Annotated in this window: 25 protein-coding genes; 18 read left to right on the top strand and 7 right to left on the bottom strand. The window is 63.8% G+C overall.

Annotated features, from left to right (window positions below; all coding sequences use genetic code 11):
- Window positions 1-22: 22 nt before the first annotated feature.
- The 4 genes from LB553_RS02745 to tsf all read left to right on the top strand — a co-directional run bounded on the left by LB553_RS02745 (window position 23) and on the right by tsf (window position 2906).
- Window positions 23-301, top strand: coding sequence for a DUF4031 domain-containing protein (locus LB553_RS02745; RefSeq protein WP_140841277.1), 279 nt, complete (start codon window positions 23-25; stop codon window positions 299-301).
- Complete coding sequence (locus LB553_RS02740) at window positions 298-909, top strand: LysE family translocator (RefSeq protein ID WP_224510388.1); 612 nt, start codon at window positions 298-300, stop codon at window positions 907-909. Before LB553_RS02745 ends, LB553_RS02740 begins: the two co-directional genes overlap by 4 nt.
- Before the next feature lie 176 nt (window positions 910-1085).
- A complete protein-coding gene (gene rpsB, locus LB553_RS02735) occupies window positions 1086-1865 on the top strand; it encodes a 30S ribosomal protein S2 (protein ID WP_224510385.1) in 780 nt (259 codons plus the stop codon).
- A 120-nt stretch (window positions 1866-1985) separates the two neighbouring features.
- On the top strand, window positions 1986-2906 hold the full coding sequence (gene tsf, locus LB553_RS02730; RefSeq protein WP_224510382.1) for a translation elongation factor Ts: 921 nt from the start codon (window positions 1986-1988) through the stop codon (window positions 2904-2906).
- A gap of 54 nt (window positions 2907-2960) precedes the next feature.
- Here the strand turns inward: tsf and LB553_RS02725 are convergent, their stop codons facing one another.
- Entirely contained in the window at window positions 2961-3887 is a 927-nt protein-coding gene (locus tag LB553_RS02725) for a LysR family transcriptional regulator (protein ID WP_224510379.1), read from the bottom strand.
- Between the two features lie 114 nt (window positions 3888-4001).
- Here LB553_RS02725 and LB553_RS02720 point away from each other — a divergent pair, with 114 nt between their 5' ends.
- The 13 genes from LB553_RS02720 to lpxB all read left to right on the top strand — a co-directional run bounded on the left by LB553_RS02720 (window position 4002) and on the right by lpxB (window position 17140).
- Complete coding sequence (locus LB553_RS02720; protein ID WP_224510377.1) at window positions 4002-4529, top strand: nuclear transport factor 2 family protein; 528 nt, start codon at window positions 4002-4004, stop codon at window positions 4527-4529.
- 34 nt (window positions 4530-4563) lie between these two features.
- Entirely contained in the window at window positions 4564-5673 is a 1110-nt protein-coding gene (locus LB553_RS02715; RefSeq protein ID WP_224510374.1) for an aldo/keto reductase, read from the top strand.
- A 166-nt stretch (window positions 5674-5839) separates the two neighbouring features.
- Entirely contained in the window at window positions 5840-6562 is a 723-nt protein-coding gene (gene pyrH / locus LB553_RS02710; RefSeq protein WP_040987265.1) for a UMP kinase, read from the top strand.
- A gap of 90 nt (window positions 6563-6652) precedes the next feature.
- Window positions 6653-7207, top strand: a complete 555-nt coding sequence (gene frr / locus LB553_RS02705) for a ribosome recycling factor (protein ID WP_082037291.1) — start codon at window positions 6653-6655, stop codon at window positions 7205-7207.
- A 29-nt stretch (window positions 7208-7236) separates the two neighbouring features.
- Window positions 7237-7956 (top strand): isoprenyl transferase, encoded by a 720-nt coding sequence (locus LB553_RS02700; protein ID WP_224510371.1) that lies wholly within the window; start codon window positions 7237-7239, stop codon window positions 7954-7956.
- 12 nt (window positions 7957-7968) lie between these two features.
- Window positions 7969-8784: a phosphatidate cytidylyltransferase gene (locus LB553_RS02695; RefSeq protein ID WP_224510368.1), complete on the top strand. Its 816-nt coding sequence runs from the start codon at window positions 7969-7971 to the stop codon at window positions 8782-8784.
- A 104-nt stretch (window positions 8785-8888) separates the two neighbouring features.
- Window positions 8889-10031 (top strand): RIP metalloprotease RseP, encoded by a 1143-nt coding sequence (rseP, locus tag LB553_RS02690; protein ID WP_224510364.1) that lies wholly within the window; start codon window positions 8889-8891, stop codon window positions 10029-10031.
- 218 nt (window positions 10032-10249) lie between these two features.
- Window positions 10250-12613 carry an outer membrane protein assembly factor BamA gene (gene bamA / locus LB553_RS02685; protein WP_224510362.1) on the top strand — a complete coding sequence of 788 codons (2364 nt, stop codon included), beginning with the start codon at window positions 10250-10252 and terminating at the stop codon, window positions 12611-12613.
- 78 nt (window positions 12614-12691) lie between these two features.
- Window positions 12692-13747: a UDP-3-O-(3-hydroxymyristoyl)glucosamine N-acyltransferase gene (lpxD, locus tag LB553_RS02680; RefSeq protein ID WP_224510359.1), complete on the top strand. Its 1056-nt coding sequence runs from the start codon at window positions 12692-12694 to the stop codon at window positions 13745-13747.
- Window positions 13740-14201, top strand: a complete 462-nt coding sequence (gene fabZ / locus LB553_RS02675) for a 3-hydroxyacyl-ACP dehydratase FabZ (protein WP_224510356.1) — start codon at window positions 13740-13742, stop codon at window positions 14199-14201. Before lpxD ends, fabZ begins: the two co-directional genes overlap by 8 nt.
- Window positions 14202-14216: 15 nt before the next feature.
- Window positions 14217-15059, top strand: coding sequence for an acyl-ACP--UDP-N-acetylglucosamine O-acyltransferase (gene lpxA / locus LB553_RS02670; protein WP_224510353.1), 843 nt, complete (start codon window positions 14217-14219; stop codon window positions 15057-15059).
- Window positions 15046-15963 carry an LpxI family protein gene (locus LB553_RS02665; protein WP_224510502.1) on the top strand — a complete coding sequence of 306 codons (918 nt, stop codon included), beginning with the start codon at window positions 15046-15048 and terminating at the stop codon, window positions 15961-15963. Before lpxA ends, LB553_RS02665 begins: the two co-directional genes overlap by 14 nt.
- Entirely contained in the window at window positions 15953-17140 is a 1188-nt protein-coding gene (gene lpxB / locus LB553_RS02660; RefSeq protein WP_224510350.1) for a lipid-A-disaccharide synthase, read from the top strand. Before LB553_RS02665 ends, lpxB begins: the two co-directional genes overlap by 11 nt.
- Before the next feature lie 39 nt (window positions 17141-17179).
- Here the strand turns inward: lpxB and gltA are convergent, their stop codons facing one another.
- Both gltA and gltX read right to left on the bottom strand, forming a co-directional pair.
- The gene (gene gltA, locus LB553_RS02655) at window positions 17180-18508 is read right to left on the bottom strand and encodes a citrate synthase (protein WP_224510348.1); all 1329 of its coding nucleotides are present in this window, start codon (window positions 18506-18508) and stop codon (window positions 17180-17182) included.
- A 182-nt stretch (window positions 18509-18690) separates the two neighbouring features.
- Window positions 18691-20115 (bottom strand): glutamate--tRNA ligase, encoded by a 1425-nt coding sequence (gene gltX / locus LB553_RS02650; protein WP_224510346.1) that lies wholly within the window; start codon window positions 20113-20115, stop codon window positions 18691-18693.
- A gap of 101 nt (window positions 20116-20216) precedes the next feature.
- Between gltX and LB553_RS02645 the strand changes: the two genes are divergently transcribed.
- The gene (locus LB553_RS02645; protein ID WP_224510345.1) at window positions 20217-22676 is read left to right on the top strand and encodes a ComEC/Rec2 family competence protein; all 2460 of its coding nucleotides are present in this window, start codon (window positions 20217-20219) and stop codon (window positions 22674-22676) included.
- Here the strand turns inward: LB553_RS02645 and lexA are convergent.
- The 4 genes from lexA to trpC all read right to left on the bottom strand — a co-directional run bounded on the left by lexA (window position 22670) and on the right by trpC (window position 26022).
- A complete protein-coding gene (gene lexA, locus LB553_RS02640) occupies window positions 22670-23410 on the bottom strand; it encodes a transcriptional repressor LexA (protein ID WP_224510343.1) in 741 nt (246 codons plus the stop codon). The two genes, LB553_RS02645 and lexA, sit on opposite strands and share 7 nt — an antisense overlap.
- 116 nt (window positions 23411-23526) lie before the next feature.
- Complete coding sequence (glp, locus tag LB553_RS02635; protein WP_224510341.1) at window positions 23527-24732, bottom strand: gephyrin-like molybdotransferase Glp; 1206 nt, start codon at window positions 24730-24732, stop codon at window positions 23527-23529.
- On the bottom strand, window positions 24732-25208 hold the full coding sequence (gene moaC / locus LB553_RS02630) for a cyclic pyranopterin monophosphate synthase MoaC (protein ID WP_224510339.1): 477 nt from the start codon (window positions 25206-25208) through the stop codon (window positions 24732-24734). The genes glp and moaC overlap by 1 nt, the downstream gene beginning before the upstream one ends.
- A 1-nt stretch (window position 25209) precedes the next feature.
- Entirely contained in the window at window positions 25210-26022 is an 813-nt protein-coding gene (trpC, locus tag LB553_RS02625; protein WP_224510337.1) for an indole-3-glycerol phosphate synthase TrpC, read from the bottom strand.
- Between the last annotated feature and the right edge of the window lies 1 nt (window position 26023).

Genomic DNA, 26023 nt, shown 5'->3' with positions numbered 1-26023 from the left:
CTCACCGCATGCGGTGGGCCTGATGGCGGTCTATGTCGATGCGGCGATCTGGAAATGGGCCGGCCACCGCTGGTGTCATCTGCTCGCCGACAATACCGACGAACTCCATCGCTTTGCCGCCGAGCTAGGCCTTAAGCGCTCGTCCTATCAGGGGCCGCCCAAGACATCGGCGCCGCATTACGATATCACTGGGTTCGAGCGTGATCGCGCGGTCAGGCTTGGGGCGATCGAATGCAGCCGTGAGGACATCGTGGCGATCTTCCGCCGCGTGCGGGTTCCGAATGGGAAGGTAAGACGATGACGGTGACGGCGTTCCTGGCTTATTGCGTCGCGATCTCATTGGCCGCCGCCACGCCTGGACCGGCGATGTTCGCGGTCATCACCAACGGTCTGTCGCGTGGGTTCTTGCGCGCTTTCATAGCCGGCATGGGGGTCGCCGCGGGCGACGCCGTCCTGGTCACCCTGGCGTTGCTCGGATTGGTGGCCTTGGCCCAGACCTTCGAGTGGGTTTTTCTTTTGCTGAAATATGCCGGCGCCGCTTATCTGGTCTTTCTCGGCATCAGGATGTGGCGGACCGCCGCTCAGAAACCGGACGACTCTCGTCAGATACAGGCGCGGCTGTCGCGGTCCTTCTTTCTCGGCGCATCCATTGCGCTCGGCAATCCGAAGGCGATTCTGTTCCACGCCTCCATCATGCCGCTGATCCTCAACCTTGACACCATGACGTTCGCCGATGGCCTACTCGTGGTCCTTGTCGTGGTCAGCGTCAATATCATCACCATGGGCCTCTATGCCGCGATGGCGGGTCGGGCAGCCGGGTGGTTCAAAACCCCGAAGCGCATGCGCCTCATGAACAGGCTCGCTGGCGGCGCGATGATCGGCACCGGTGCGCTGATTGCCGCACGTTGATGCGCGAAGTGACACCCGGCTTGCGTTTATAGGACTTCCCCTCTATATGCGCGCTCATTCCACACACGGACTTTGGTGTCTGCCCGGGAGAAATCCGGCTGAAACCTCCGGTGGCATCAGGACATCCTGTCCGAAATGCCTGTGTCCGTGGAGGCCAACCGGAAAGGAACTAAAGAATGGCTCTGCCAGATTTCAGCATGCGCCAGCTTTTGGAAGCTGGTGTTCACTTCGGCCACCAGACCCACCGCTGGAACCCGAAGATGGCGCCTTACATCTATGGCGCCCGCAACAACATCCACATCATCGACCTGTCGCAGACGGTGCCGCTGCTGCACCAGGCGCTGAAGCAGGTGTCCGACACCGTCGCCAAGGGTGGCCGCGTGCTGTTCGTCGGCACCAAGCGCCAGGCGTCCGACATCGTCGCCGACGCGGCGCAGCGTTCGGCCCAGTACTATGTCAACTCGCGCTGGCTGGGCGGCATGCTCACCAATTGGAAGACGATCTCGAACTCGATCCAGCGCCTGCGCAAGCTCGACGAGACGCTCGCCGGCGAGGCGCAGGGCCTCACCAAGAAGGAGCGCCTGAACCTCGACCGCGAGCGCGAGAAGCTCAACAAGGCTCTCGGCGGCATCAAGGACATGGGCTCGACGCCGGACCTGATGTTCGTCATCGACACCAACAAGGAAGCGATCGCCATCCTCGAGGCCAAGCGCCTCGGCATCCCGGTCGTGGCCATCATCGATTCGAACTGCGACCCGGACAAGATCGACTTCCCGATTCCCGGCAATGACGACGCGGCCCGCGCCATCCAGCTCTATTGCGACCTGATCGCCAAGGCCGCCATCGACGGCATCGCGCGCCAGCAGGGCGCGCTCGGCGTCGACGTCGGCGCTTCGGCCGAGGTTCCGGTCGAGCCGGCGCTCGACACTCCGGCCGCCGAAACTCCGGAAGCTTGATAAGGAAGGCCGGGCCCCGGCCTTCATCTTTCCAATAAGTTGGCGCGCTAAAGCGCTTTTGCCGAGCGCATCACCCGAGTCCGGTTGGTGCGTCGGCGCATTTGAAACAAAGAGGCGACAATGACGATTTCGGCTGCACAGGTCAAAGAACTCCGCGACTTGACCGGCGCGGGCATGATGGACTGCAAGGCGGCGTTGAACGAGACCAACGGCGACATGGAAGCGGCCGTCGACTGGCTGCGCAAGAAGGGCATTTCCAAGGCCGACAAGAAGGCTGGCCGCACTGCCGCCGAGGGCCTGATCGGCGTCGATGCCGGCGTGCGTGAAGCCGCCATTGTCGAGGTCAATTCCGAGACCGACTTCGTCGCCCGCAATGCGGCTTTCCAGGAAATCGTCGCCAACGTCGCCAAGGTCGCGCTCGCCTACGGCACGACCGAAGCCGTTGCCGCCGCCAAATATCCGGGCTCCGACAAGTCGGTCACCGAGACCATCAAAGACGCGGTCGGCACCATCGGCGAGAACATGGGCTTCCGCCGTTCGGCCAAGCTCACCGTGCCGCACGGCGTGGTGGCGACCTATGTCCACAACGCGGTTGCCGACGGCCTCGGCAAGCTCGGCGTGCTGGTGGCGATCGAGACCACCGGCAACGAGCATGCGGCCAACGCCTTTGCCCGCCAGGTCGCGATGCATGTCGCCGCCAGCAACCCGGTCGCACTGAGCGCCGAGGAAGTCGACCCGGCGCTTGTCGAGCGCGAGAAGGCGATCTTCTCCGACCAGGCGCGTCAGTCGGGCAAGCCGGAAGCCATCATCGAGAAGATGGTCGAGGGCCGCCTGCGCAAGTTCTATGAAGAGGTGGTGCTTTTGAAGCAGGCCTTCGTGCTCAATCCCGACGTCACCGTCGAGAAGGCGCTGAAGGATGCGGAGAAGGAGATCGGCGCTCCGGCGAAGATCACCGCTTATCTGCGTTACGCGCTGGGCGAGGGCATCGAGAAGGAAACGACCGATTTCGCGGCGGAAGTCGCGGCTGCGGTCAAGAAATAGCTCTGATCCAAGGGAATCGCGCAGCGTTTCCCTTAAGGTGAAGAGCTCACGAGCTCAGGCAACTCGGCCGGGTGTCCGCATGGATGCCCGGCCGATTTCTTGTGCGGTATCGATAAAGGCCCTGAGCTTCGGCGCCATCGACGCGCGGCGCGGGAAATAGAGGAAGAGCCCGGGCTCCTCGATCGCCGTCTGCGGCAGGATCTGGGCGAGGCGGCCGGCGGCAAGGTCGGCGCGCACCAGCGGCTCGAAGGCGTAGGCGAGCCCGACGCCGGCCAGCGCCAGATCGATGGCGCCAAGCGAATCCGTGACAGTGGCCGTGCCGCGCGTTTCGACGACGACATCCTTGCCATTGTCGTTCAGGTCCCAGCGGTAAAGCGCGCCGGACCGAACCAGCCGGTAGCCGACACAGTTGTGATTGGCGAGATCGGCCACGTCGCGCGGACGGCCGTGCTTTCCGACATAGGCGGGAGAGGCGACGATCACGGCTTTGAACGGCGGCGTCATCCTGACGGTGACCATGTCCTGCGCGATCATTTCACCCAGCCGGATGCCGGCGTCAAAACCTTCGCCGACGATATCGATAAGTCCCTGATCGGCAACGATTTCGACCGTCACATCGGGATAGCGTTCGGCCATCGCCGCGACCACCGGCGTCACCGCCAAGGGGATCGCTATGTTGGAGGCGTTGATCCTCAGCAGGCCGGCCGGCCTTCCTTTCACGCCGCGAATGCGATCCATCCGCTCGGCGATGTCCTGCAGGGCAGGAGCCGCGGTCTCCACCAGCGCTTTGCCGGCTTCCGTCAGCGAGACGCTGCGCGTCGTACGCGCAAAGAGCGGTTGGCCGATGCGCTCTTCCACCAGCCGGACCGCGTGGCTGACCGCAGATGGGCTCATGCCGAGCTCAGCCGCGGCAAGCGCGAAGCCGCCGCGGCGCGCCACGGCGACGATGACCGGCAGGTGTGTGAGCAGATCGCGATCCATTCATGAATGATATCGCACAGTCTTTGCGAACAATGCAATCTTATCCATACTCCTGGGCCAGCTCATACTGGTGTCAACACATCGGCGGCGGGCTGATGCCCTGGGAGAGGCGAAATGAACGTGTTGAGACATGTAACTTTTGCGGCAGGCATGGCACTGGCGCCGGTCGATGCCGGCGGCGCCGAACCGGCCGGCTGGCAGGCGCTTGCCGACGAGCGCACCGTTATCCGCATTGCCGATGCGATCGACCGCGCGGTGGATGCGCAGGATTGGAAGCTGGCGCGCAGCTATTTCGCCGAGCGTGTCACCGCCGATTTCAGCAGCCTGTCCGGGCAGCCCGCGGCCAATATCGCGTCCGACGACCTGATCGGCGCCTGGGCGGGCAACCTCAAAGGCAGCAAGACCAGCCTGCATCTTCGCACCAACCACCAGGTCGTGCTCGAAGCCGATGCCGCGACTGTCCGGTCCAACGGTTATGCCTGGAACCGGATGGAAGGCAATGGCAACCCGCTCTGGGAAGTCTGGGGCACCTATGAGCACCACCTGACACGCTCGGCTGCCGGCTGGAAGGTCGACGGCTTCACCTTCCGCATGACGCATGAGCGCGGCAATCCCTGGGTCAAGGCGACCCCCGGCCAGTGACCGGCAGCAAATCAGTTCAGAATCGGAGATCACCATGACCATGAGCTATTACACGCTTGGCAACAGCGGCCTGCGCGTCAGCCGGCTGGCGCTCGGCACCATGACCTTCGGCACCGAATGGGGCTGGGGCGCGGACAGGGACACAGCCCGCGCGATGTTCGACGCCTATGTCGAAGCGGGAGGCAACTTCTTCGATACGGCGGACCTTTATACCGCCGGCACTGCCGAGACCTGGCTCGGTGAGTTCGTCGCCGAGCGCGGCCTGCGGGACAAGGCGGTCATCGCCACCAAATTCACCATGAATTCCGAAGCCGGCAATCCGAATGCCGGCGGCAACGGCCGCAAGAACATCATGCGGGCCGTGGACGCCTCGCTGAAACGGCTCGGCACCGACTATATCGATCTTTACCTTCTGCATGTCTGGGACAGGATCACTCCGGCCGAGGAGGTGCTGCGCACGCTGGACGACCTCGTTCGCGCCGGAAAGGTGCGCCATATCGGCCTCTCCGACGTGCCGGCCTGGTATGCCGGCCGCGCCCAGGCGATCGCCGAATTGCGCGGCTATGAGCCGGTCTCGGCGCTGCAGCTCGAATATTCGCTCGCCGAGCGCGCCATCGAACATGAATATGTGCCTTTCGCCATCCGTCATGGCGCGGGCATCATGGTGTGGAGCCCTTTGGCCAGCGGCCTGCTCAGCGGCAAATACAGGCCGACCCAAGCCGGAAACGCCGGCAGGCTCGACGGTTTCCGCAACACCACGCATCCCAGCTTCCAGAAGTTCAGCGACCGCAATTGGGCGATCGTCGCGGAGCTCGAGAAGGTGGCGGCCGAACTCGGCCGCAGCATGGCCCAGGTCGCGCTCAACTGGGTGGCGACGCAGCCCGGCATCGCCTCCGTCATCCTCGGAGCGACGAAGCTCAACCAGCTCGAGGATAATCTTGGCGCGCTCGATTTTTCGATTCCCGCAGAGCTTCGCGCTCGGCTGGAAAAGGTCAGCGCCACGCCTGCGCCGTTCCCGCATTCCTATTTCGGCCCCGAGATCCAGGTCCGGGTGACCGGCGGCGCGGTGACGGGCGACAAGCCGGCCGGTTATTCGCCTGCGGTTATCATCGAAGGCGAGGCGGTCAGCATCTCAAGCAACTGATCGAAAGACGGCAACTGATCGAAAAAGCCTTCGAATTTTGCACGAGGGCGCGGCGTGACATCGCCGCGCCCTTCGTGTATCGGGTCAACCCGTCATGACAGCATCGCCGGATGAAGCGGGGGCGGTTTGCCTCCAAATTTGCCGCGCCGATATTTCGAGGAATGAGATGACGGTGAAGCCCCTCTATCGACGTGTCGTGCTGAAAGCTTCCGGCGAAGCGTTGATGGGCGAGCAGCATTTCGGCATCGACGTCTCGGTGGTCGACCGCATCGCCGCCGACATTGCCGAGGCGCGCGCGCTGGGCGTCGAAGTGGGCGTCGTCATCGGCGGCGGCAACATTTTTCGCGGCGTGGCCGTCGCCTCGAAGGGCGGCGACCGTGTCACCGGCGACCACATGGGCATGCTCGCCACCGTCATCAATTCGCTGGCGCTGCGCACCTCGCTCAACAAGATCGGCGTCGATGCCGTCGTGCTTTCGGCTATAGCCATGCCGGAACTTTGCGAGAGCTTTTCCCAGCGCCAGGCGACGGCCTATATGAACCAGGGCAAGGTGGTCATCTTCGCCGGCGGCACCGGCAATCCGTTCTTCACCACCGATTCGGCCGCGGCCCTTCGCGCCGCCGAGATCGGCGCCGATGCGCTGTTCAAGGGCACGCAGGTCGACGGGGTCTATTCGGCCGATCCCAAGAAAGACCCGAACGCTGTCCGCTTCGACCGCATCAGCCACGCCGAAGTCATTAAGCGCGGGCTTGCGATCATGGATACGGCAGCGATTGCACTTGCGCGCGAAAACAACATTCCGATAATCGTCTATTCGATCCACGAAAAAGGTGGTTTCGGCGATATTCTGAGAGGCGGCGGCCATTGCACGGTCGTCACGGACAAGTAACAGGCGCCAGGATTCGTTGAGCGACTACGGAACCGCGAACCGAACGACGATAGAAACAGTGAACCCGGCGAACGGGTCGAGGAGATGATCATGAGTGGCGAGTACGAAGACCTGAAGCGACGCATGGACGGGGCGATCGCCGCCTTCAAGCATGACCTGGCTTCGCTGCGCACCGGCCGGGCCTCAAGCAACCTGCTCGACGCCGTCCAGGTGCAGGCCTACGGCACGGCGATGCCGATCAACCAGGTCGCCAATGTCTCGGTGCCGGAGCCGCGCATGATTTCGGTATCGGTCTGGGACAAGTCGATGGTCAGCGCGGTCGACCGCGCCATCCGCGAAGCCAATCTGGGCTTCAACCCGATCGTCGACGGCACCACGCTGAGGATCCCGCTGCCCGAGCTCAACGAGCAGCGCCGTAAGGAACTGGTCAAGATTTCGCATGGTTATGCCGAGAACGCGCGCGTCGCGGTGCGCCATGTCCGCCGAGACGGCATGGATTTCCTCAAGAAGGCTGAGAAGGACGGCACCATCAGCGAAGACGACCAGCGCAAGCGGTCCGACCAGGTCCAGAAGCTGACCGACGAGATGATCAGCACCATCGATCACCTGCTTTCCGATAAGGAAGCTGAAATCATGCAGGTTTAGGGTCGGGTTTCCGGCTCGAAAGCGAGACTATGGCAACGCCTGCGCATGTCGCGATCATCATGGATGGAAACGGACGCTGGGCCAAGGCGCGCGGTCTGCCGCGCCTTGCCGGGCACCGCGCCGGCGTCGAGGCTCTGCGCCAGACGGTCCGCGCCGCACCAGAACTCGGCGTCTCCTACCTGACCGTCTACGCCTTTTCCTCCGAGAACTGGTCGCGGCCGAAATCCGAGGTCAGCGACCTCATGGGTCTTTTGAAGCTGTTCATCCGCCGCGATCTCGCCGAACTGCATCAGAACGGGGTGCGGGTGAGGGTGATCGGCGACAAGGAAGGTCTGCAACCCGACATCAGAGGGCTGCTGCAGGACGCCGAATCGCTGACCGCCGGCAACGAGGCGCTGACGCTGGTGATCGCCTTCAACTATGGCGGCCGCGACGAGATCGTGCGCACCGCTCGCACACTGGCGGATGCCGTCGCGCGCGGCGACATGGCGAGCGACGCGATCACGGCCGAAAGCTTCGCGGCGTCGCTTGACACACAGGGCATTCCCGATCCCGAACTGGTGATCCGCACCAGCGGCGAGCTCAGGCTGTCGAACTTCCTTCTCTGGCAGGCCGCCTATAGCGAGCTTGTCTTCCTGCCTTGCTATTGGCCGGACTTCAGCCGCGAGCATCTGGCCGATGCCCTGCGCGACTTTGCCGGCCGTGAACGACGCTTCGGCGGGCTCACCGCCCGCGATGTCGCGCTTTAGGCGCGGCCAGGAATGAGCAACCTCCAGCAGCGCGTCATCTCGGCAGTCGTGATGGCGGCTCTGACGCTTGCGCTCACCTGGTTCGGCGGATTGCCGTTCCGGCTGTTCTGCGCAGGAATAGCGGCGCTGATCTTCTATGAATGGACGCGCATGGCGCGCCCCGGCAACGGCGCGGCGCTCGGCTTCCTGCCGGAAGCGCTGATTGTGATCTTCATCGGCGCGCTGATCGTCGGCCTGCCGGCCTTGTGGCTGCTCCTCCTTGTCGCAATCCTTGTGGCGGTCGCGGCCATTGTCGCCCGGATCAGGGGGGCAGCGCCTTGGGAAGCTTCCGGGCTGGCCTACGCGGCTCTTTCCGGCCTTTCGCTCGCCTATCTCCGCGACGACAATCATTCCGGGCTGATTGCGATTCTCTTCCTGTTCGCGGTGGTCTGGGCGACCGATATAGCGGCCTATTTCGTCGGCCGCGCGGTCGGCGGCCCGAAGCTCGCGCCCTCGATCTCGCCCGGCAAGACCCAGAGCGGCGCGCTGGGTGGCGCGGTGGGCGGCGTTATCGCCGGAGTTTTGCTCGCAATCGCGGCCGGCGCCGGCAATCTTGTCCAGCTTGGCCTCGTCGCGCTCGCTCTCTCGATCGTTTCGCAGATCGGCGATCTGTTCGAATCATGGGTCAAGCGCCGGCACGGCGCCAAGGATTCCAGCAATCTCATTCCCGGCCATGGCGGCGTCATGGACAGGGTGGACGGGCTTGTCGCGGCGGCGTTCGCGCTGTACGTCATAGGCTGGGTCGCGGCGGGCGCCGAGCATCCGGCATTGGGGCTTTTTCCAAACTGAACGACACAGCAGTAAGGCGAAAAATGGCGCGCGCCACCGATTCGCCCGGATTGATGCCACAGTCGCGGTGGAATGTCGCGTGCGGGCGAATTTGAGGGCATGACTTGAACGACATCTTTCACGCGGTCTTCAGCACACAAGGCTTCGTCCTTGGCACGCTCGTGCCGTTTTTGTTCGTGCTGACCGTGGTCGTGTTCGTCCACGAGATGGGCCACTATCTGATCGGCCGCTGGTGCGGCATCGGCGTAAAGGCTTTTTCCATCGGCTTCGGCCCTGAGCTCTTCGGTTTTTACGACCGCCGCGGCACGCGCTGGAAGCTTTGCGCCATTCCGCTTGGCGGCTACGTCAAATTCGTCGGCGACATGAATGCGACGTCGAGCCAGCCGAGCACGGAAGGGCTCGAATCGCTGACGGAAGCCGAGCGCGCGGTCGCCTTTCACACGCAACCCATCTGGAAGCGCGCCGCCACTGTCGTCGCGGGCCCGCTTTTCAATTTCCTGCTGACGATTGCCGTGTTTGCGGTGCTGTTTTCTCTCTATGGCCGCCCGGTCTTGGAGCCGACGGTGGCCGAAGTGACCGCCGGCAGCCCGGCGCAGAAAGCCGGAATCCAGCCGGGCGACCGATTCGTTAGAGTCGACGGCAGCAAGGTGGAGACCTTCGCCGACGTGCAGCGGCTGGTTTCGGGCCGGGCGGGCGACGCCATCACCTTCACCATGCTGCGCGACGGCAAGGAAATCGACGTTACGGCGACCCCGGAGCCCATGGAGCAGCAGGATGCGCTGGGCAACAAGGTCAAGGTCGCGGTGATCGGAGTCGTCAACAACGCCGAGCTCGGCCAGCCGCGCCTGATCTCCTATACGCCGGCCGGCGCCGTGGTGGCGGCGGTCGAAGAAACCGGGCATGTGATCGAGCGCACCGGCCAATTCCTGCAGCGCTTTGCGCTTGGGCGCGAGGACAAATGCCAGTTGGGCGGCCCGATCAAGATCGCGAAGATGTCGGGTCAGGCAGCCAAGCTCGGCTTCGAGTGGCTGGTGCAGCTTGTTGCATTTCTGTCAGTCGGAATAGGATTTCTCAATCTCCTGCCGATTCCCCCTCTCGACGGCGGCCACCTGTTGTTCTACGGCGTGGAGGCCGTCATTAGGCGGCCCGTTTCGGAGCGAATGATGGAGATGGCCTATCGGACCGGGCTGTTCCTGGTGCTCGGCTTCATGGGCTTCGTCTTTTGGAACGATCTGTTTGGGTGCTGAAATCATGAAGAAATTTGGCTTCAGCGCCGGTCGTATTGAGATGCCGTTTACCATGCGTGGGGATATGCGTGACGCGAAAGCCACGCGGTACGGTTAAGTAAATACAAATTAACCGGGAGCCTTGCGTGTAGGGAAAATCCGGTTAATACGGTACGGGAAAATACCGCACGTCCGGTTTTCTCGCCGTGGGGACTACGAGAAAAAGGTACAAAAGCCCGATGAAGGCAGCATCCAAGTTTCTGAGCGCCGCTTCCGCGGCGGCTTTGTCCGCCGCTCTGGTCATGCCAGGCGCGCTCGCAGTGCAGTTGGCCGCCACATCCGTGGCCGAAGCCGCGGTCATTTCGCGGGTAGAGGTCAGCGGCAACCAGCGCGTCGATGCCGAGACGATCCGCAATTATATCGCGATCAAGCCGGGCAAGCCTTTCTCCAGCTCCGATATCGACGACGCCGTCAAGGCGCTGTTCGGCACCGGGCTGTTCTCGGACGTCCGGATCAACCAAGTCGGTTCGAGCCTGGTCGTCAAGGTTTCCGAATACAAGGTCGTCAACCAGGTCCTGTTCCAGGGCAACAAGAAGATCAAGGACAACGCGCTTCAGATGGGTATCCAGCTGAAGCCGCGTGCAACCTTCTCGCAGCAGACGCTGGACGCCGATGTCGAGGCGATCAAGACGGCCTACAAGCGCATCGGTCGTGACGATGCCGCGGTGACCACGCAGGTCATGGATCTCGGCGACAACCGCGTGAACGTGGTCTTCAACATCAATGAAGGCGGCCGCACCCAGATTGCTGCGATCAATTTCGTTGGCAACCACGCTTTTTCCAGCCGCCGCCTGTCGGATGTCATCAACACCAAGCGCTCGTCCTGGCTGTCCTTCGTGCTGCGCGACGACGTCTATGACGAGGACAAGCTCCGCGCCGACCAGGAGCTGCTGCGCCGCTTCTACTACAATCACGGTTATGCCGACTTCCAGGTCGTCTCGGCCGTCGGCGAGCTCGACGACACCACCAACAAATACACGGTCACCATCACCGTGCAGGAAGGCGACCGCTACACGTTCGGCGACGTCAGCGTGGAAAGCACCATTCCCGAGGTGGACTCGAAGTCGCTGGAATCCGCAGTCGAGACCCATAAGGGCGACGTCTACAACGCCAAGGACGTCGAGGATTCGATCGTCGCCTTGACCGAGAAGGTCGCGGGCTCGGGCTATGCTTTCGCCCAAGTGACGCCGCGCGGCGACCGCAACTTCGAGAACCACACCATTTCGGTCGTCTACACCATCGACCAGGGCACCAAGGCCTATATCGAGCGCATCGAAATCCGCGGCAACGACCGCACGCGCGACTATGTCATCCGTCGCGAATTCGATGTCAGCGAGGGCGACGCCTTCAACCAGGTTCTCATCCAGCGCGCGAAGAAGCGGCTGGAAGCCCTTGATTATTTCCAGTCCGTCGATATCTCGACGGTTCCGGGCTCGGCGCCTGACCAGGTCGTGCTGGTGGTCAACGTGGTCGAGAAGTCGACCGGCGAATTCTCGGTCGGCGCCGGCTATTCGACCGGCGGCGACACGCCCGGCCCGTCGATCGAAGGCTCGATCACGGAGCGCAACTTCCTCGGACGCGGCCAATACATCAAGCTGTCGGCCGGCGGCGGCAAGCATTCGCGCGACTTCGCTGTTTCCTTCACCGAGCCTTACTTCCTCGGCCGGCGCATCGCGGCGGGCTTCGACATTTACAAGTCGACCCGCGAGTATGACCACTACGACACCGACGTCACCGGCGCGACCATTCGCTTCGGCCTGCCGATCACCGACAGCATTTCGACGCAGCTGGCGTACAACATCTCGCAGGAAAAGTATGATTACCCAGACCATTGCTTGACCAACGGTGTGCTAGACCCTGCGAAGTGTGATGTTTCGGACGCAATTCAAGCTGGTATCGCAGAAAGCCCGTGGCTGAAGTCATCGGTCAGCTTGGGTCTTGTCTACAACACTATCGACGACATGAAGAACCCGCATGAGGGTCTCTACATCACCGGTACCACCGAATTTGCCGGCCTCGGCGGCGATGCCAAGTGGGTGAAGGTGACCGGGCGTGCCAGTGTTTACCAGACCTTGTCAGAGCAGCTCGACCTGGTCGGCCTCGTTTCGGGCGGCGCGGGCTATCTTGCGGCCTATGGCAGCAACGATCTGCGTGTCTTTGACTATTTCCAGAGCAACGACCGCATGATCCGCGGTTTTGAGTATGGCGGTATTGGTCCCGTGGCTAGCGGAGGCAGTGGCGACCATCTCGGTGGCACGACCTACTTCAATGCCTCGGCTGAAGCTCAGTTCCCACTGCCCGTCATTCCGGAGAGCTTCGGCCTGCGTGGCGCCGTCTTTGCGGATGCAGCGACGCTCTATGGCAACAACCTTGTCGGCGTCGATCCGTCCTCAACAGGCATGAAGCTTCGCGCTTCGGTCGGTGTCGGCCTGATGTGGGCTTCGCCGTTCGGCCCGATCCGCATCGACTATGCGATCCCGGTCAAGAAAGAGCCGACCGACAAAACGCAGGAATTCAACTTCGGTATCGCGACCCGCTTCTAATTTTGTGGTCGCGATGGTTCCGGGCCGGTTGACGGCCCGGAGTGGACTAATCCGACCCAGCTGGATATTGCTTCTGGAATGACCGATCCGGTGTTCTTCGCGCCTTCACGCCGGTATACGGCTGGCGAGGTCGCGAATCTGACCGGCGCCAGCCTGCTCGATTCCGCTCAGGCCGAAATTGCCATCGAGGCGCTGGCTCCCGCCAGTGAAGGTGGCAACGGCGCGCTCGTCTTTGTCGACGGCAAGCGCAATTTCGCGCTCATGCCGTCGCTGAGGGCGGCCGCGGTTCTGTGCCCCGCCGATTTTGCCAGCAAGGCGCCATCGGGCGTCGCCGTACTCATGCATCCACGTCCGCAACAGGCTTTCGCAATGGTCGGACGCCTGTTGTTTCCGCAAGCCGCGACACCGGGGCCAATGACCGGAGAAACCGGCATATCGGCGCATGCGTTTGTCGATCCATCCGCGCATGTCGAAGACGGGGCGATCGTGGAGGCCGGCGCCGTGATCGGCCCCGGCGTGTCCATCGGCCGCGGCACGGTCGTTGCTCCCCACGCCGTTATCGGCCGGTCCTGCCAGATCGGCCGCGACGGCTTCATCGGCCCCGGCGCCAGCATTCAATATGCGCTTGTCGGCAATCGCGTCATCATCCATGGCGGCGCCCGGATCGGCCAGGACGGTTTCGGCTTCGTCGGTGGCGCCAAAGGACCTGAACGCGTGCCGCAGATCGGCCGCGTCATCATCCAGGACGATGTCGAGATCGGCTCCAATTCGACCGTCGACCGCGGCGCGATGTCCGACACCATCATCGGCCAAGGCACCAAGATCGACAATCTGGTGCAGATCGCCCACAATGTTCGCATCGGCCGCAATTGCATAATAGCCGGGCTTTCGGGTATTTCCGGTTCCGTCGTCGTCGGCGACAACGTCACCATGGGTGGCGGTGTCGGCCTCGCCGATCATCTGACCATCGGTCCGGGAGCCAAGCTTGCTGCGAGAAGTGGATTCATGAACAACGTGCCGGCAGGCGAGGTCTGGGGAGGTTACCCGGCGCAGCCCATGGCGGAAGCCATGCGCGAGATAGCGATGCTGCGCAAGATGGCCAGGACGCGCAAGCAAGGCGACGGAAATGGCTGACGTGGTGGCAACGACACTCGAGGCGGTCGACATCATGGGGCTCATGAAGCTCCTGCCGCACCGCTATCCGTTCCTGCTGATCGACCGTATCGTCGAGATCGACGGCGACGACTCCGCCGTCGGCATCAAGAATGTGACCATCAACGAGCCGCATTTCCAGGGCCACTTTCCCCAGCAGCCCGTCATGCCCGGCGTGCTCATCATCGAGGCCATGGCCCAGACCGCCGGCGCGATATCCATTCGCAGCCTGAACACGGAAAAGCCCTCGCTGGTTTATTTCCTGACCATCGACAATGCGAAGTTCCGCAAACCGGTGGTCCCGGGCGATCAACTCAGGATCCATGTCAAAAAGATCAAGAAACGCGGCAATCTGCTGAAATTCGCCTGCGAGGCGATGGTCGACGGCGCGAAGGTCGCCGAAGCCGAGGTTTCGGCCATGATGGTTACCGGCTGACGATTTGAAATGCTCATGAAAGTCGAGACATCCATTCATCCTTCCTCGGTCGTCGAAGAAGGAGCCCGGCTCGGCAAAGGCGTCCGCGTCGGACCGTTCTGCCATGTCGGGCCCGATGCAATTCTCTCCGACGGCGTCGAACTGGTCAGCCATGTGTCGGTGATGGGCGCCACGACCGTCGGGGCAGGGACGAAGGTCTATCCGATGGCGACGCTCGGCGCGCCGCCGCAGAACACCAAGCACAAGGGCGGGCGCACTACGCTCGTTATCGGTGAGAACTGCACCATCCGCGAAGGCGTCACGATGCATGTCGGCACGGATTCCAGCCGTGGCGAGACGAGTGTCGGCGCCAACGGCAATTTCCTCGCCTATGCCCACATCGCCCATGACTGCGTCGTCGGCAAGAACGCCACCTTCGCCAATGGCGCGACGCTCGGCGGCCACTGCGAGATCGGCGACAACGTCTATATCGGCGGACTGACCGCCGTTCACCAGTTCGTGCGCATCGGCGACAACGCCTTCATCGGCGGCTGCTCCGCGGTGGTCGGCGATATCATTCCCTATGCAATCGCCGCCGGCAATCGCGCCAAGCTGCGTGGCCTGAACATCATCGGGCTCAAGCGTTCCGGCTTGCCACGCTCGGAGATTTATCTGCTGCGCAAGGTTTATCGGTTAATTTTCGACCGCTCCCGCAGCGTCGCCGACAACATCGAGCTCGCCAGGGCGGAATTCGCCGCCTCGTCTCCTGCCGCCCTGAAGATGATCGACTTCATCGCCAGCGGCGGCAAGCGGCACTATGCCATGCCGTCGTCGAGGGGCGGTGACGGCGACGACAATGACAGCGATGACGAGGGCTGAGCCCGCCGAAACACGGCTTGTACTCCCGCCCGGCTCCAAGGTCGGCATCATCGCCGGCGGCGGCAGCTTGCCGGTCGAAGTGGCGGAGGGCCTTGCGCGGCAGGGACATTCGCCTTTCATCATCATGGCGGAAGGCGAAGTCGATCGCGAGGCGGATTTCGCAAGGTACGAGCAGGCGACGCTCGCGCTGGAAGATGTCGGCTCCCTGGTTCCGTTGCTGAAACGCCGCAATATCAGCCATCTGGTTCTCGCCGGCGAGATCCGGCGCAGGCCTCGGCTGACCAAGATCCGCCCGACCCTTGGCCTGCTGGCGATAATCCCTTCCGTGGTCATGGCTCTGGCGCGCGGCGATGACGGGCTTTTGAGGATCATCACGCGCGGATTGGAGAAGCGCGGCATTACGGTCGTCGGCGCGCATGAGGTCGTGCCGGAACTCGCCGCCGGCGAGGGGACGCTGACGGTCACGGCGCCGAAGCAATCGGATTGGCGCGATATCGAGGCCGGCCGCGCGGCGGCCAAGGCCATCGGCGTCCTGGACATCGGACAGGCGGCGATCGCGATCGGCGGGCGGGCGATAGCGCTCGAGGGAGTGGAGGGCACCGCCGCGCTACTCGAGCGGACAAGGGAATTGCGCGGCCACGGCAGGCTCGCCGGCAAGACGCGCGGCGTCCTTGTCAAATGCGCGAAGCCCGGCCAGGAGTTGCGTGCGGACCTGCCCTCGATCGGTCCGCAGACGGTCGAGGCCGCGCATGCCGCCGGACTGGCCGGCATCGCCCTGGAAACTGGCCGCTCGCTTATTCTCGAAGGTCCGGAAACGCTGGCGCGCGCCAATGCGCTTGGCCTGTTCATCGTCGGCCTGCCCGCAGCGGAGCTGGCCAATGGGGAGCCGGCTAATGGTCGCTGACAAGCCGCTCAAGCTCGCGATAGTCGCCGGGGAGGAATCCGGCGATCTGCTCGGCGCCGACATCGTGCGTGCGCTCGAGCGCACGACCGGGCGCAAGGTGCAACTTGTGGGCATTGGCGGCCGGCATCTGCAGCAGCTGGGGCTGACGCCGCTTTTCGATGGCAGCGAGATCGCGCTGATGGGCTTCAGCGCGGTACTGCGCGACCTGCCACGGCTGATGCGCCGGATCAGCCAGACGGCGGTGATGATCGCGGCCGAGCGGCCCGATTGCCTCGTCACCATCGACAGTCCGGACTTTTCGCTGCGCGTCGCAAAGAAGGTCCGCGCGGCAGCACCCGCCATCCCGATCGTCCACTATGTCTGCCCAAGCGTATGGGCCTGGCGGCCGGGCAGGGCGGTGGCCATGAGGCCGTATGTCGACCATATCCTGTGCATCCTGCCGTTTGAGGTGAAGGCGCTTGCCCGTCTCGGCGGCCCCCCCGGCACCTATGTCGGTCATCGGCTGACGCAGGATCCGGGCGTGCTCGGCGCCGCCAAGGCGCAGAGCCAGCCGCGCGATCTCTCCGACGACCGCGTCAAGGCGGTGCTGGTGCTGCCCGGCTCGCGCCGCGGCGAGGTCCGCCGGCTGATGGAACCCTTCGGCAAGGCGATGTCGGTGCTGCGCCAACGCGGCCATCGCCTGCGCCTCATCCTGCCGACAGTGCCGCATGTCGCCGAACTGGTGAAGGGTTCGGTCGCCAGCTGGGACGACAAGCCGGAGATCATCACCGAGCCGGAGCGCAAATGGCAGGCCTTCGGCAAGGCCGATGCGGCGTTGATCGCGTCTGGAACGGTTTCGCTCGAGCTGGCGCTTGCCGGCCTTCCGATGGTGTCCTGTTATAAGCTCGACCCGATCGCGCGCCAGCTTCTGCAGCATATGGTGACGACATGGTCGGCGCTGCTGCCCAACCTCATTTCCGACCGCGCGCTGGTTCCGGAATTTTATGACCAGTATGTCCGCCCGGAAAATCTCGCCAGGCAGTTGGAAGCCCTTTTTGCCGATACCGGCATGCGCGACTGGCAAAAGGCGGGCTTTGCCGAGATTGCCCGGCGCATGACGACCGAGCGGCCCCCGGGCGAGATCGCCGCCGAAGTGGTGATGGGGTGTATCAGGAAGGCAGTAGGCAATAGGCAGTAGAAAGAGAGCCCCTACTGCCTATTGCCTACTCACTATTCCCTATCTCTTAGCAATCGGCACGTAATCGCGTTCTGTCGCGCCGGTGTAGAGCTGGCGCGGGCGGCCGATCTTTTGGTGCGGATCCTCGATCATTTCCTTCCACTGGGCGATCCAGCCGACGGTGCGCGCGACCGCGAACAGCACGGTGAACATGGTGGTGGGGAAGCCGAGCGCCTTCAGCGTTATACCGGAATAGAAATCGACATTCGGATAAAGCTTCTTTTCGATGAAGTACTCGTCGGTCAGCGCGATCTTCTCCAGCTCCATCGCGATGTCGAGCAGCGGATCGTCCTTGATGCCGAGCTCGCCCAATACCTCATGCGCGGTCTTCTGCATGATCTTGGCGCGCGGATCATAGTTCTTGTAGACGCGGTGGCCGAAGCCCATCAGCCGGAACGGGTCGTTCTTGTCCTTGGCGCGGGCAATGAACTCCGGAATGTGATCGACATGGCCGATCTCGCCCAGCATGTTCAGCGCCGCTTCGTTGGCGCCGCCATGCGCGGGACCCCACAGGCAAGCGATGCCGGCGGCGATACAGGCGAAGGGGTTGGCGCCGGAAGAGCCGGCGAGGCGAACCGTCGAGGTCGAGGCGTTCTGCTCGTGGTCGGCATGGAGGATGAAGATGCGCTCCATCGCGCGCGCCAGCACCGGATTGATCTTGTACTCCTCGCACGGCACGGCAAAGCACATGTGCAGGAAATTGGCCGCGAAGCCGAGATCGTTCTTCGGGTAAATGAAGGGCTGGCCGATATGGTATTTGTAGGCCATCGCCGCGATGGTCGGCATCTTTGCGATCAGGCGCATCGAGGCGACCATGCGCTGATACGGATCTGAGATGTCGGTCGAGTCGTGATAGAAGGCCGACAACGCGCCAACCACGCCGCACATCACGGCCATCGGATGTGCGTCGCGGCGGAAGCCGGTGAAGAAGCGCGACATCTGCTCGTGCACCATGGTGTGGCGCGTAACGCGATAGTCGAAATCTTCCTTCTGGGCCTTTGTCGGCAATTCACCGTAGAGCAGCAGGTAGCAGACCTCGAGGAAGTCTCCATGCTCGGCAAGCTGGTCGATCGGATAGCCGCGATGCAGCAGGATGCCGGCATCGCCGTCAATGAAGGTGATCGCCGACTCGCAGCTCGCTGTCGACGTGAAGCCGGGATCGTAGGTGAAGGCGCCGGTGGTGCTGTAGAGCGCGCCGATGTCGATGACGTCAGGCCCGGTCGACCCGCTTCGCACCTTGAATTCATGCGTCTTGCCGGCGAGTTCGAGCCTGGCGGTCGACTCGTGCGCTTTGCCGCCAGATCCCAGTTTTGTCGCAGCTTCGCTCATTCCCAAACTCCTTTATGTTTCCTCATGCCGGCAAGGCAATTCCTGCAAACGACACGTCGAAATCACCGGAATGCGCGAACTCGCCACCGCATTTTAGGAGGTGCGTGCCAGATTGGGCCAAGGCCTAATGTTGCACTGCGAAACACACCTTTCAATGCCAATCTTCTTGGGCCAGTTCGCTCCTAATCGATTTGATCTGCAATCCTCGCCAGGCTTTCCTTGGGGCCCAGCACGGCCAGCACGTCGAACACGCCGGGCGAGGTGCTGCGCCCAGTCAGCGCGGCTCTGAGCGGCTGGGCCACCGCCCCGAGCTTGTGTCCGCCGGCCTGCGCAAACTCGCGGATCGAAGCCTCCGCCGAACTGGCGCTCCAGTCGCCTTGGATGGAGGACAACGCGCCATGCGCGCCGCGCAGAATCACGCGCGCATCCGCGTTGAGCAAGCTCGCCGCCTTCTCGTCGAGAGGCAAGGGCCGCTCGGCGAACAGGAAACCCGCGCCATCGACCAGTTCGACCAGGGTCTTGGCCCGCTCCTTGAGGCCAGGCATGGCGGCAAGCAGCTGTGCCTTGCGCCTTTCATCGAGCTTTGCTGCGAGCGCCGGGCCGCCTTCGAGATAGGGCAGAGTGGCGACGAAGATGTCGAACAGCGCGCGATCGTCCATCTTGCGCATATGCACGCCGTTCAGCGCCTCGAGCTTGGCGAAGTCGAAGCGGGCCGCGCCCTTGTTGACGTCGGCGATGTCGAACCAGGCGATCATGTCCTTGATCGACATCACCTCGTCGTCGCCATGGCTCCAGCCGAGCCGCGCCAGATAGTTGAGCAGGGCCTCCGGCAGATAGCCCATGGCGCGATAGGCCTCGACGCCCAGCGCGCCATGCCGCTTCGACAGCTTGGCGCCGTCGGCGCCATGGATCAGCGGGATGTGCGACATCGATGGCACCGCCCAGCCCATGGCGTTATAGATCACCGTCTGGCGCGCGGCGTTGGTCAGGTGATCGTCGCCGCGGATGATATGCGTAACGCCCATGTCGTGGTCGTCGACGACGACGGCATGCATGTAGGTCGGGTTGCCGTCCGAACGCAGGATGATGAAGTCGTCGAGATCCTTGTTGGGAAATCGCACCTCGCCCTGCACACGGTCCTGCACGACCGTCTCGCCCTCGGTTGGCGCCTTGATGCGGATTGCGCCCTTGACGCCTGCCGGCGCCTCGGACGGATCGCGGTCGCGCCACTGGCCGTTGTAACGCGGCGGCAGGCCCTTGGCTCTAGCTGCCTCGCGCATTGCCTCCAGCTCCGCCGGCGTCTCATAGCTGTAATAGGCCTTGCCCATGCGCACGAGCTCCTCGGCTACCTCGCGATGGCGCGGCGCGCGCTCGAACTGCGAGACGGCGTCGCCGTCCCAGGAAAGCCCAAGCCAGGTCAGACCGTCGAGAATGGCGGCCGTGGCGGCCTCGGTGGAACGCTCGCGATCGGTGTCCTCGATGCGCAAAAGCATCGTGCCGCCGGTGTGCTTGGCATAAAGCCAGTTGAACAACGCCGTGCGCGCCCCGCCAATATGCAGGTAGCCTGTAGGCGAGGGGGCAAAACGTGTGACGACCTTGTCGGACATTGAACTCTCGAAGAAGCACTGAAACGGCATATTTCGCGCGGGCTTTCGCGCGGTCGGCGTTCATGTAGCATAGGCGGTCTGGGGCGCAAGGGGCAGACCCGATGGCTGGACGTGGCCGGGGTGCGGAGGAGGGCAGGGGAACGACAGCTGGCGTCAGCGAGCGCCTGATGTTTGCCCATGCTGCGCCCGCCGAAGACGCGCCGCTTTCGCTTCCGGAACTCCATCCACCCGCCGAGCCGTCGCCGCCCGGTGGCGGTGCGCTGCAGCCAGCCTCGCCAACAGCTATCGCCGACAGGATCCGCAAACAGCTTGGCCGCGTTTCGCCTCCTGCGCTGCGCCGAAGCGTTGCCGTCGCTGCCGCGACCGAACTCGACCGTGGCGCCGGCTTTCTGCTGGTGCCGGTGTTCCTTGCAGCCGGCGTGATCTACTATTTTTCGCTGAGCACCGAGCCGGACCTCTACAGGCCGCTTGCGGCAGTGGCTCTGATGGCTGTCTGCGCGGCGGTGTCGCGCTCCTGGCAGAGAACGCATCTTCTCTTCATGGCGACGCTTTTCTGCGCCCTGGGCTTTCTCGCGGCCAAAGTGGAGACCTGGCGGATGGCGACCCCGATGCTTGGGTCCGAAATCCAGACACGGCTGACGGGCCGCCTCGTCGTCGCCGAGGCGATGGCCAACGGCCGCGTCCGGCTCACCATCGATCTGATTTCAACGGAGCGTCCGAAGCTGCGCTACGCGCCGGACCGCGTCAGGCTGTCAGCGCGCAGGATCCCGCCCGGCATGACGGCCGGATCGATGCTGACCGGCTATGCCAAGCTGCTGCCGCCGACGGGCCCGGTGCGGCCGGACAGCTACGACTTTTCCTTCGACAGCTACTTTGCCGGCATCGGCGGCAGCGGCTTTTTCCTGGGCGATCCGAAGCTGATTGCGCCGGTGGAGGCACCCTTTGGAGCGCGCGTCGCATCGGCAGTCGAAAACGCGCGCGAAGGGATCGCCGATCACATCAGGAGCAGCATCGGCGGGTCCGAGGGCGAGATCGCAGCGGCGCTCATCGTCGGCGTGCGCGCCGGCATTCCGGAAGCGATCAACGAGTCGATGCGGCGCACAGGCATCTATCACATCATCTCGATCTCCGGCCTTCACATGGCGCTGGTCGCCGGCACGATCATGGTGCTTTTACGCGGCGCCTTCGCGCTGTTTCCGGATTTCTCGTCGCGCCGACCGGTGAAGAAATATGCCGCTGGAATCGCGCTGATCTCGATCGCCGCTTACCTCGTCATCTCCGGCATCGTGGTGGCGGCCGAACGAAGCTTCATCATGCTCGCCGTAATGCTCGCGGCCGTGCTCTTCGATCGCGCGGCGCTCACCATGCGCAACCTGGCGATCTCGGCCATTGCCGTTATCCTTGTTTCGCCGCACGAAGTGGTCGGCCCGAGCTTCCAGATGTCCTTCGCCGCCACCGCCGCCCTGGTCGGCGCCTATGCCGGCTTTGCGGACTATCGCGCCGGCAAAACGATCGCGCCGCCGGCAAAGCGTTCGTTCCTCGGGTTCCTGTCGCGAAAACTGGCGGTTGGCGTGGGCGGCGCCGCCGTGACGTCGCTCATCGCGGGGAGCGCGACATTGCTGTTTGCGATCTGGCATTTTCAGCGCGTCTCGCCACTCAGCCTGCTCGCCAATCTGGCGGTCATGCCGATCGTCTCGCTGATCGTCATGCCGTTCGCGGTGTTGAGCGCGCTGGCCATGCCCTTCGGCTTCGACGGGCCGTTCCTCTATGTGATGGGCAAAGGCCTGACGGCAATGATCGCCATCTCGGCATGGATCTCCGAGCGCTCACCGGTCGACGCCGTCGGGCTGATCTCGATCCAGTCGGTGCTGCTGGCGACGATCGCGCTGGTCATCGCGACGATGGCCACCACCTGGCTAAGGCTTGCCGCTGTTCCCTTCGCGCTTGCCTCACTGCTGGCCATTCCGCATGTCCGCACGCCGGATGTGCTCATTTCGGAGGACGCGCATCTGGTGGCGATGCCGATCGGCGGCGGCGAGCTTGCCGTCAATCGCGCACGCTCCAACGAGTTCACCACCGACAACTGGAAACGGGCGTTGAGAGCCGAGGACATCGTGCCGCCGGAGACGTTCGCCCAAGATGCGCTGGACATCGCCGACCCCGTCGACCTGCCGCCCGGCTCGCCCTTCTACTGCACAGGTGATCTCTGCATCGGCCGGCATCCGTCCGGCGCCATCGTCGCGCTCGCCGAAAACCGCGACAGCGCCCGGCCGGCCTGCGGCTTCGCCGACCTCATCGTCATCAACGACGCCACGGCCTACAATCCTTGCCGCGATCCGCGCGTGCTTGTCGTCACCAAGCGGCAACTGGCGCGCGACGGCAGCGCCGCTGTTTTCTTCGATCTGCAATCGGCAACCGCGCCGCCGACTATTCGCTACGCGGTCGAAGAACCATACCGACCCTGGCACGAGCAGCGGAAATACGCACGCGAGGCAAGAGGACTGCCGCCCTATCAAAAGCCTGAGCGGGCGGATGCGAAACCTTCGCAATCGGATCAGTAGCGGCGGATCAGCCCGACAAGCTTGCCCTGCACCTTCACCCGATCCGGCCCGAAGATGCGGGTTTCGTAGGCGGGGTTGGCCGCCTCCAGCGCGATCGAGGCACCCTTGCGGCGGAAGCGCTTGAGCGTCGCTTCCTGGTCGTCGACCAGTGCCACCACGATCTCGCCCGGGCTTGCCGTGTTGGCGTTGCGGATGATGACGGTATCGCCGTCGAAGATGCCGGCCTCGATCATCGAGTCGCCCTTGACCTCCAGCGCATAATGCTCGCCGCCGGCGATCATGTCCGGCGGCACCGTGATCGAATGCGTCTGGTGCTGGATGGCGTCGATCGGCACGCCGGCGGCGATGCGGCCCATCACCGGAATGGACACGGCGGAGCCGGCATCGTCGTCATTGCTTGGTGCCGGGGTGCGCGACGGCGCCGCCGGCTTCACCTGACGGCTGAGATTGTTCTGACCCAGGCTGCCCTGGATGACGCTCGGCGAAAACTTCTTCGCCGCATTGAGGCCGGGCGCGATCGAGTCGGGCAGGCGCAGCACTTCCAGCGCGCGCGCCCGGTTCGGCAGCCGGCGAATGAAGCCGCGTTCCTCCAGCGCCGTGATCAGCCGGTGGATGCCAGACTTGGAGGCGAGGTCGAGCGCTTCCTTCATCTCGTCGAAAGACGGCGGAATCCCGCTTTCCTTCAGCCTTTCGTGGATGAACATCAGAAGTTCATGTTGTTTGCGCGTCAGCATGGCGGCCCCCACGGGTTCTGAAACCAGAATCGGAAAAACAAACCCAGAACAAACACTATCTGTTCCAGTTGTGTTCCGCAACCGTTTAAAGTTTAGTGAATTTGTTGACGATTTGTTCAGCGTAACATCAGCACGCTGCATTCGGCGCCGGTCTCCGCGGCCGGCGCGAAGGGCTCGCGCACGATCAGGCCGTTGGCCTCGGCGAGCGTCCTGAGCATCGAGGAGTCCTGGATGCCGAAGGGAGTCGCGACCAGAGCGCCGGCTTCCTCGCGCACGGAGGCGCGCACATAGTCCTGCCTGAGGTCGTTGGCCTGCATTGCGGCACCCAACCGGGCCGCTCGCAGGTCTTGCCGGTGGTCGCGGCCGCCGAGCCGGGCAAGCAGCGGCTTCAGGAAGAGTTGCGAGCAGACGATGCTGGCTACCGGATTGCCGGGCAGGCCGATGCAGCGGATATTGCCAAGCCGGCCAAACATCAGCGGCTTGCCGGGGCGCATGGCGATCTTCCAGAAGTCGAGCTGCATGCCTTCGCCGGTCAGAACGTCGTGGATCAGGTCGTGATCGCCGACCGAGGCGCCGCCGAGGGTGACGATGACATCGCAGTTCGCCTCGACCGCTTTCCGGACCAGCGCAGCGATTGCCTCCTTGCGGTCGGCAGCGATGCCGAGATCGAGCGTGCGCGCGCCGACCGACTGGGCGACGGCGGCAACGCCATAGGCATTCGATGAAATGATCTGGTCGGGGCCGAGCGTGCTGCCCGGAGGCAGCAATTCATCGCCGGTGGCGACGATCGCGACCAGCGGCCGGCGCACGAGGTTCAAGGCGGGGTGGTTGGCCGAGGCCGCCAGCGAAAGGGCCGCCGCGTCGAGCACGCGGCCCTTTTCAAGCAGCACGTCGCCCTGGACGAAGTCGAGCCCGCGGCGGCGCACATTGCGTCCTTCCGCGGTCGGTTCCGTCACCTCGATCCTGCCATTGCCGAGATCGCGGACGTTTTCCTGGATGACGATGGTGTCGGCACCCTCGGGCAGCGGCGCGCCGGTGAAGATGCGCACGGCCTGGCCTTCGCGGACGGTTCCGGAAAAGCCGCGCCCGGCGGGTGCCATGCCTACGACCTCGAGCTGCGCCGGCGCCGCGGCAATATCGGCGGAGCGCACGGCGTAGCCGTCCATCGCGGAGGCGTTAAAGGGCGGCTGCGTGCGCAGCGCGACAACCGGTTCCGCCAGGACCCGACCGGCGGCGTCCGCCAGCGGAACGCTCTCGCCCGGCAATGGCGCCGCGTCGTCGAGCAAGCGATCGAGCGCTTCGGCGACCGGAACCAAAGCCATCAGGCATCCACCTTGTAGTCGCCGGACTTGCCGCCGGTCTTCTCGACCAGCCGGATACCGGAAATCACCATGCCGCGATCCGCCGCCTTGGCCATGTCGTAGATGGTGAGGCAGGCGACCGAGGCTGCGGTCAGCGCCTCCATCTCCACGCCGGTCTTGCCGGTGACGCGGGCAAGCGCGGTGACCCTGAGGCCGGGCAGCGCGCGGTCCGGCTCGATCTCGACGGCCACTTTGGCGAGAAGCAGCGGATGGCAAAGCGGGATCAGCTCATGCGTCTTCTTCGCCGCCATGATGCCGGCGATGCGCGCTGTGCCCAGCACATCGCCCTTCTTGGCGTCGCCGGCGAGAATCATCTCCAGCGTTGCGGGCTGCATAGTGACAAGGCCTTCGGCGACTGCCGTGCGTGTCGTCTCGGCCTTGTCGCCGACATCCACCATGTTGGCTTCGCCCTTGGCGCCGAGATGGGTGAGGGCCATTTCAGATGGCCTCGGCCGCTGCCTTGCGTGCAAGCAGAAGCTCAGTCGCCGCGGCTACGTCGGCCTGCCGCATCAGGCTCTCGCCGACAAGGAAGGTGCCAATGCCGGTCTTCTGCATCCTGAGGCAGTCGTCGTGGGTGAAGATGCCGCTTTCGCTGACCAGCAGGTAGCCGTCCGGCACCATTGGCGCCAGTCGCTCGGAAGTCTCAAGGCTGGTCTCGAAGGTCCGCAGATTGCGGTTGTTGATACCGATCAGCCGCGACGACAATTTTAGCGCGCGCTCCGTTTCGGCCTCGTCATGCACCTCGATCAGCGCGTCCATCCCGAGTTCGAAGGCGGTAGCTTCCAATTCGCTCGCCAGGGCATCGTCCACGCTTGCCATGATGATCAGGATGGCGTCTGCGCCCCAGGCCCGTGCTTCGTAGACCTGGTAGGGGTCGAACAGAAAATCCTTGCGCAACGCGGGCAGGGAAACCGCCTTGCGCGCATTGGTGAGAAATTCCGGAGCGCCCTGGAAGGACGGGGCGTCTGTAAGCACCGAAAGGCAGGCGGCGCCACCTTTCTGGTAGGCCTGTGCCAATGACGGCGGGTCGAAATCGGCGCGGATCAAACCCTTGGAAGGGCTAGCCTTCTTGATTTCGGCGATGAGGCCGAAGCTCCCCGCTCCGCGCTTCGCCTCAAGCGCCGCCAAAAAACCGCGCGTCGCATCGGCATCATTTGCCCGCGCCTTGATCTCGGCCAGCGGTACCTTTGCCTTCGCCGCTGCGATCTCGTCGCGCTTATAGGCTTCGATCTTGCGCAGGATGTCCGACAAG

The sequence above is a fragment of the Mesorhizobium sp. CA8 genome (assembly GCF_020164955.1).
Taxonomy (GTDB): domain Bacteria; phylum Pseudomonadota; class Alphaproteobacteria; order Rhizobiales; family Rhizobiaceae; genus Mesorhizobium.
Note: the sequence above shows the minus strand (reverse complement) of the source record. Positions and strands in the feature narration are given on the sequence as shown.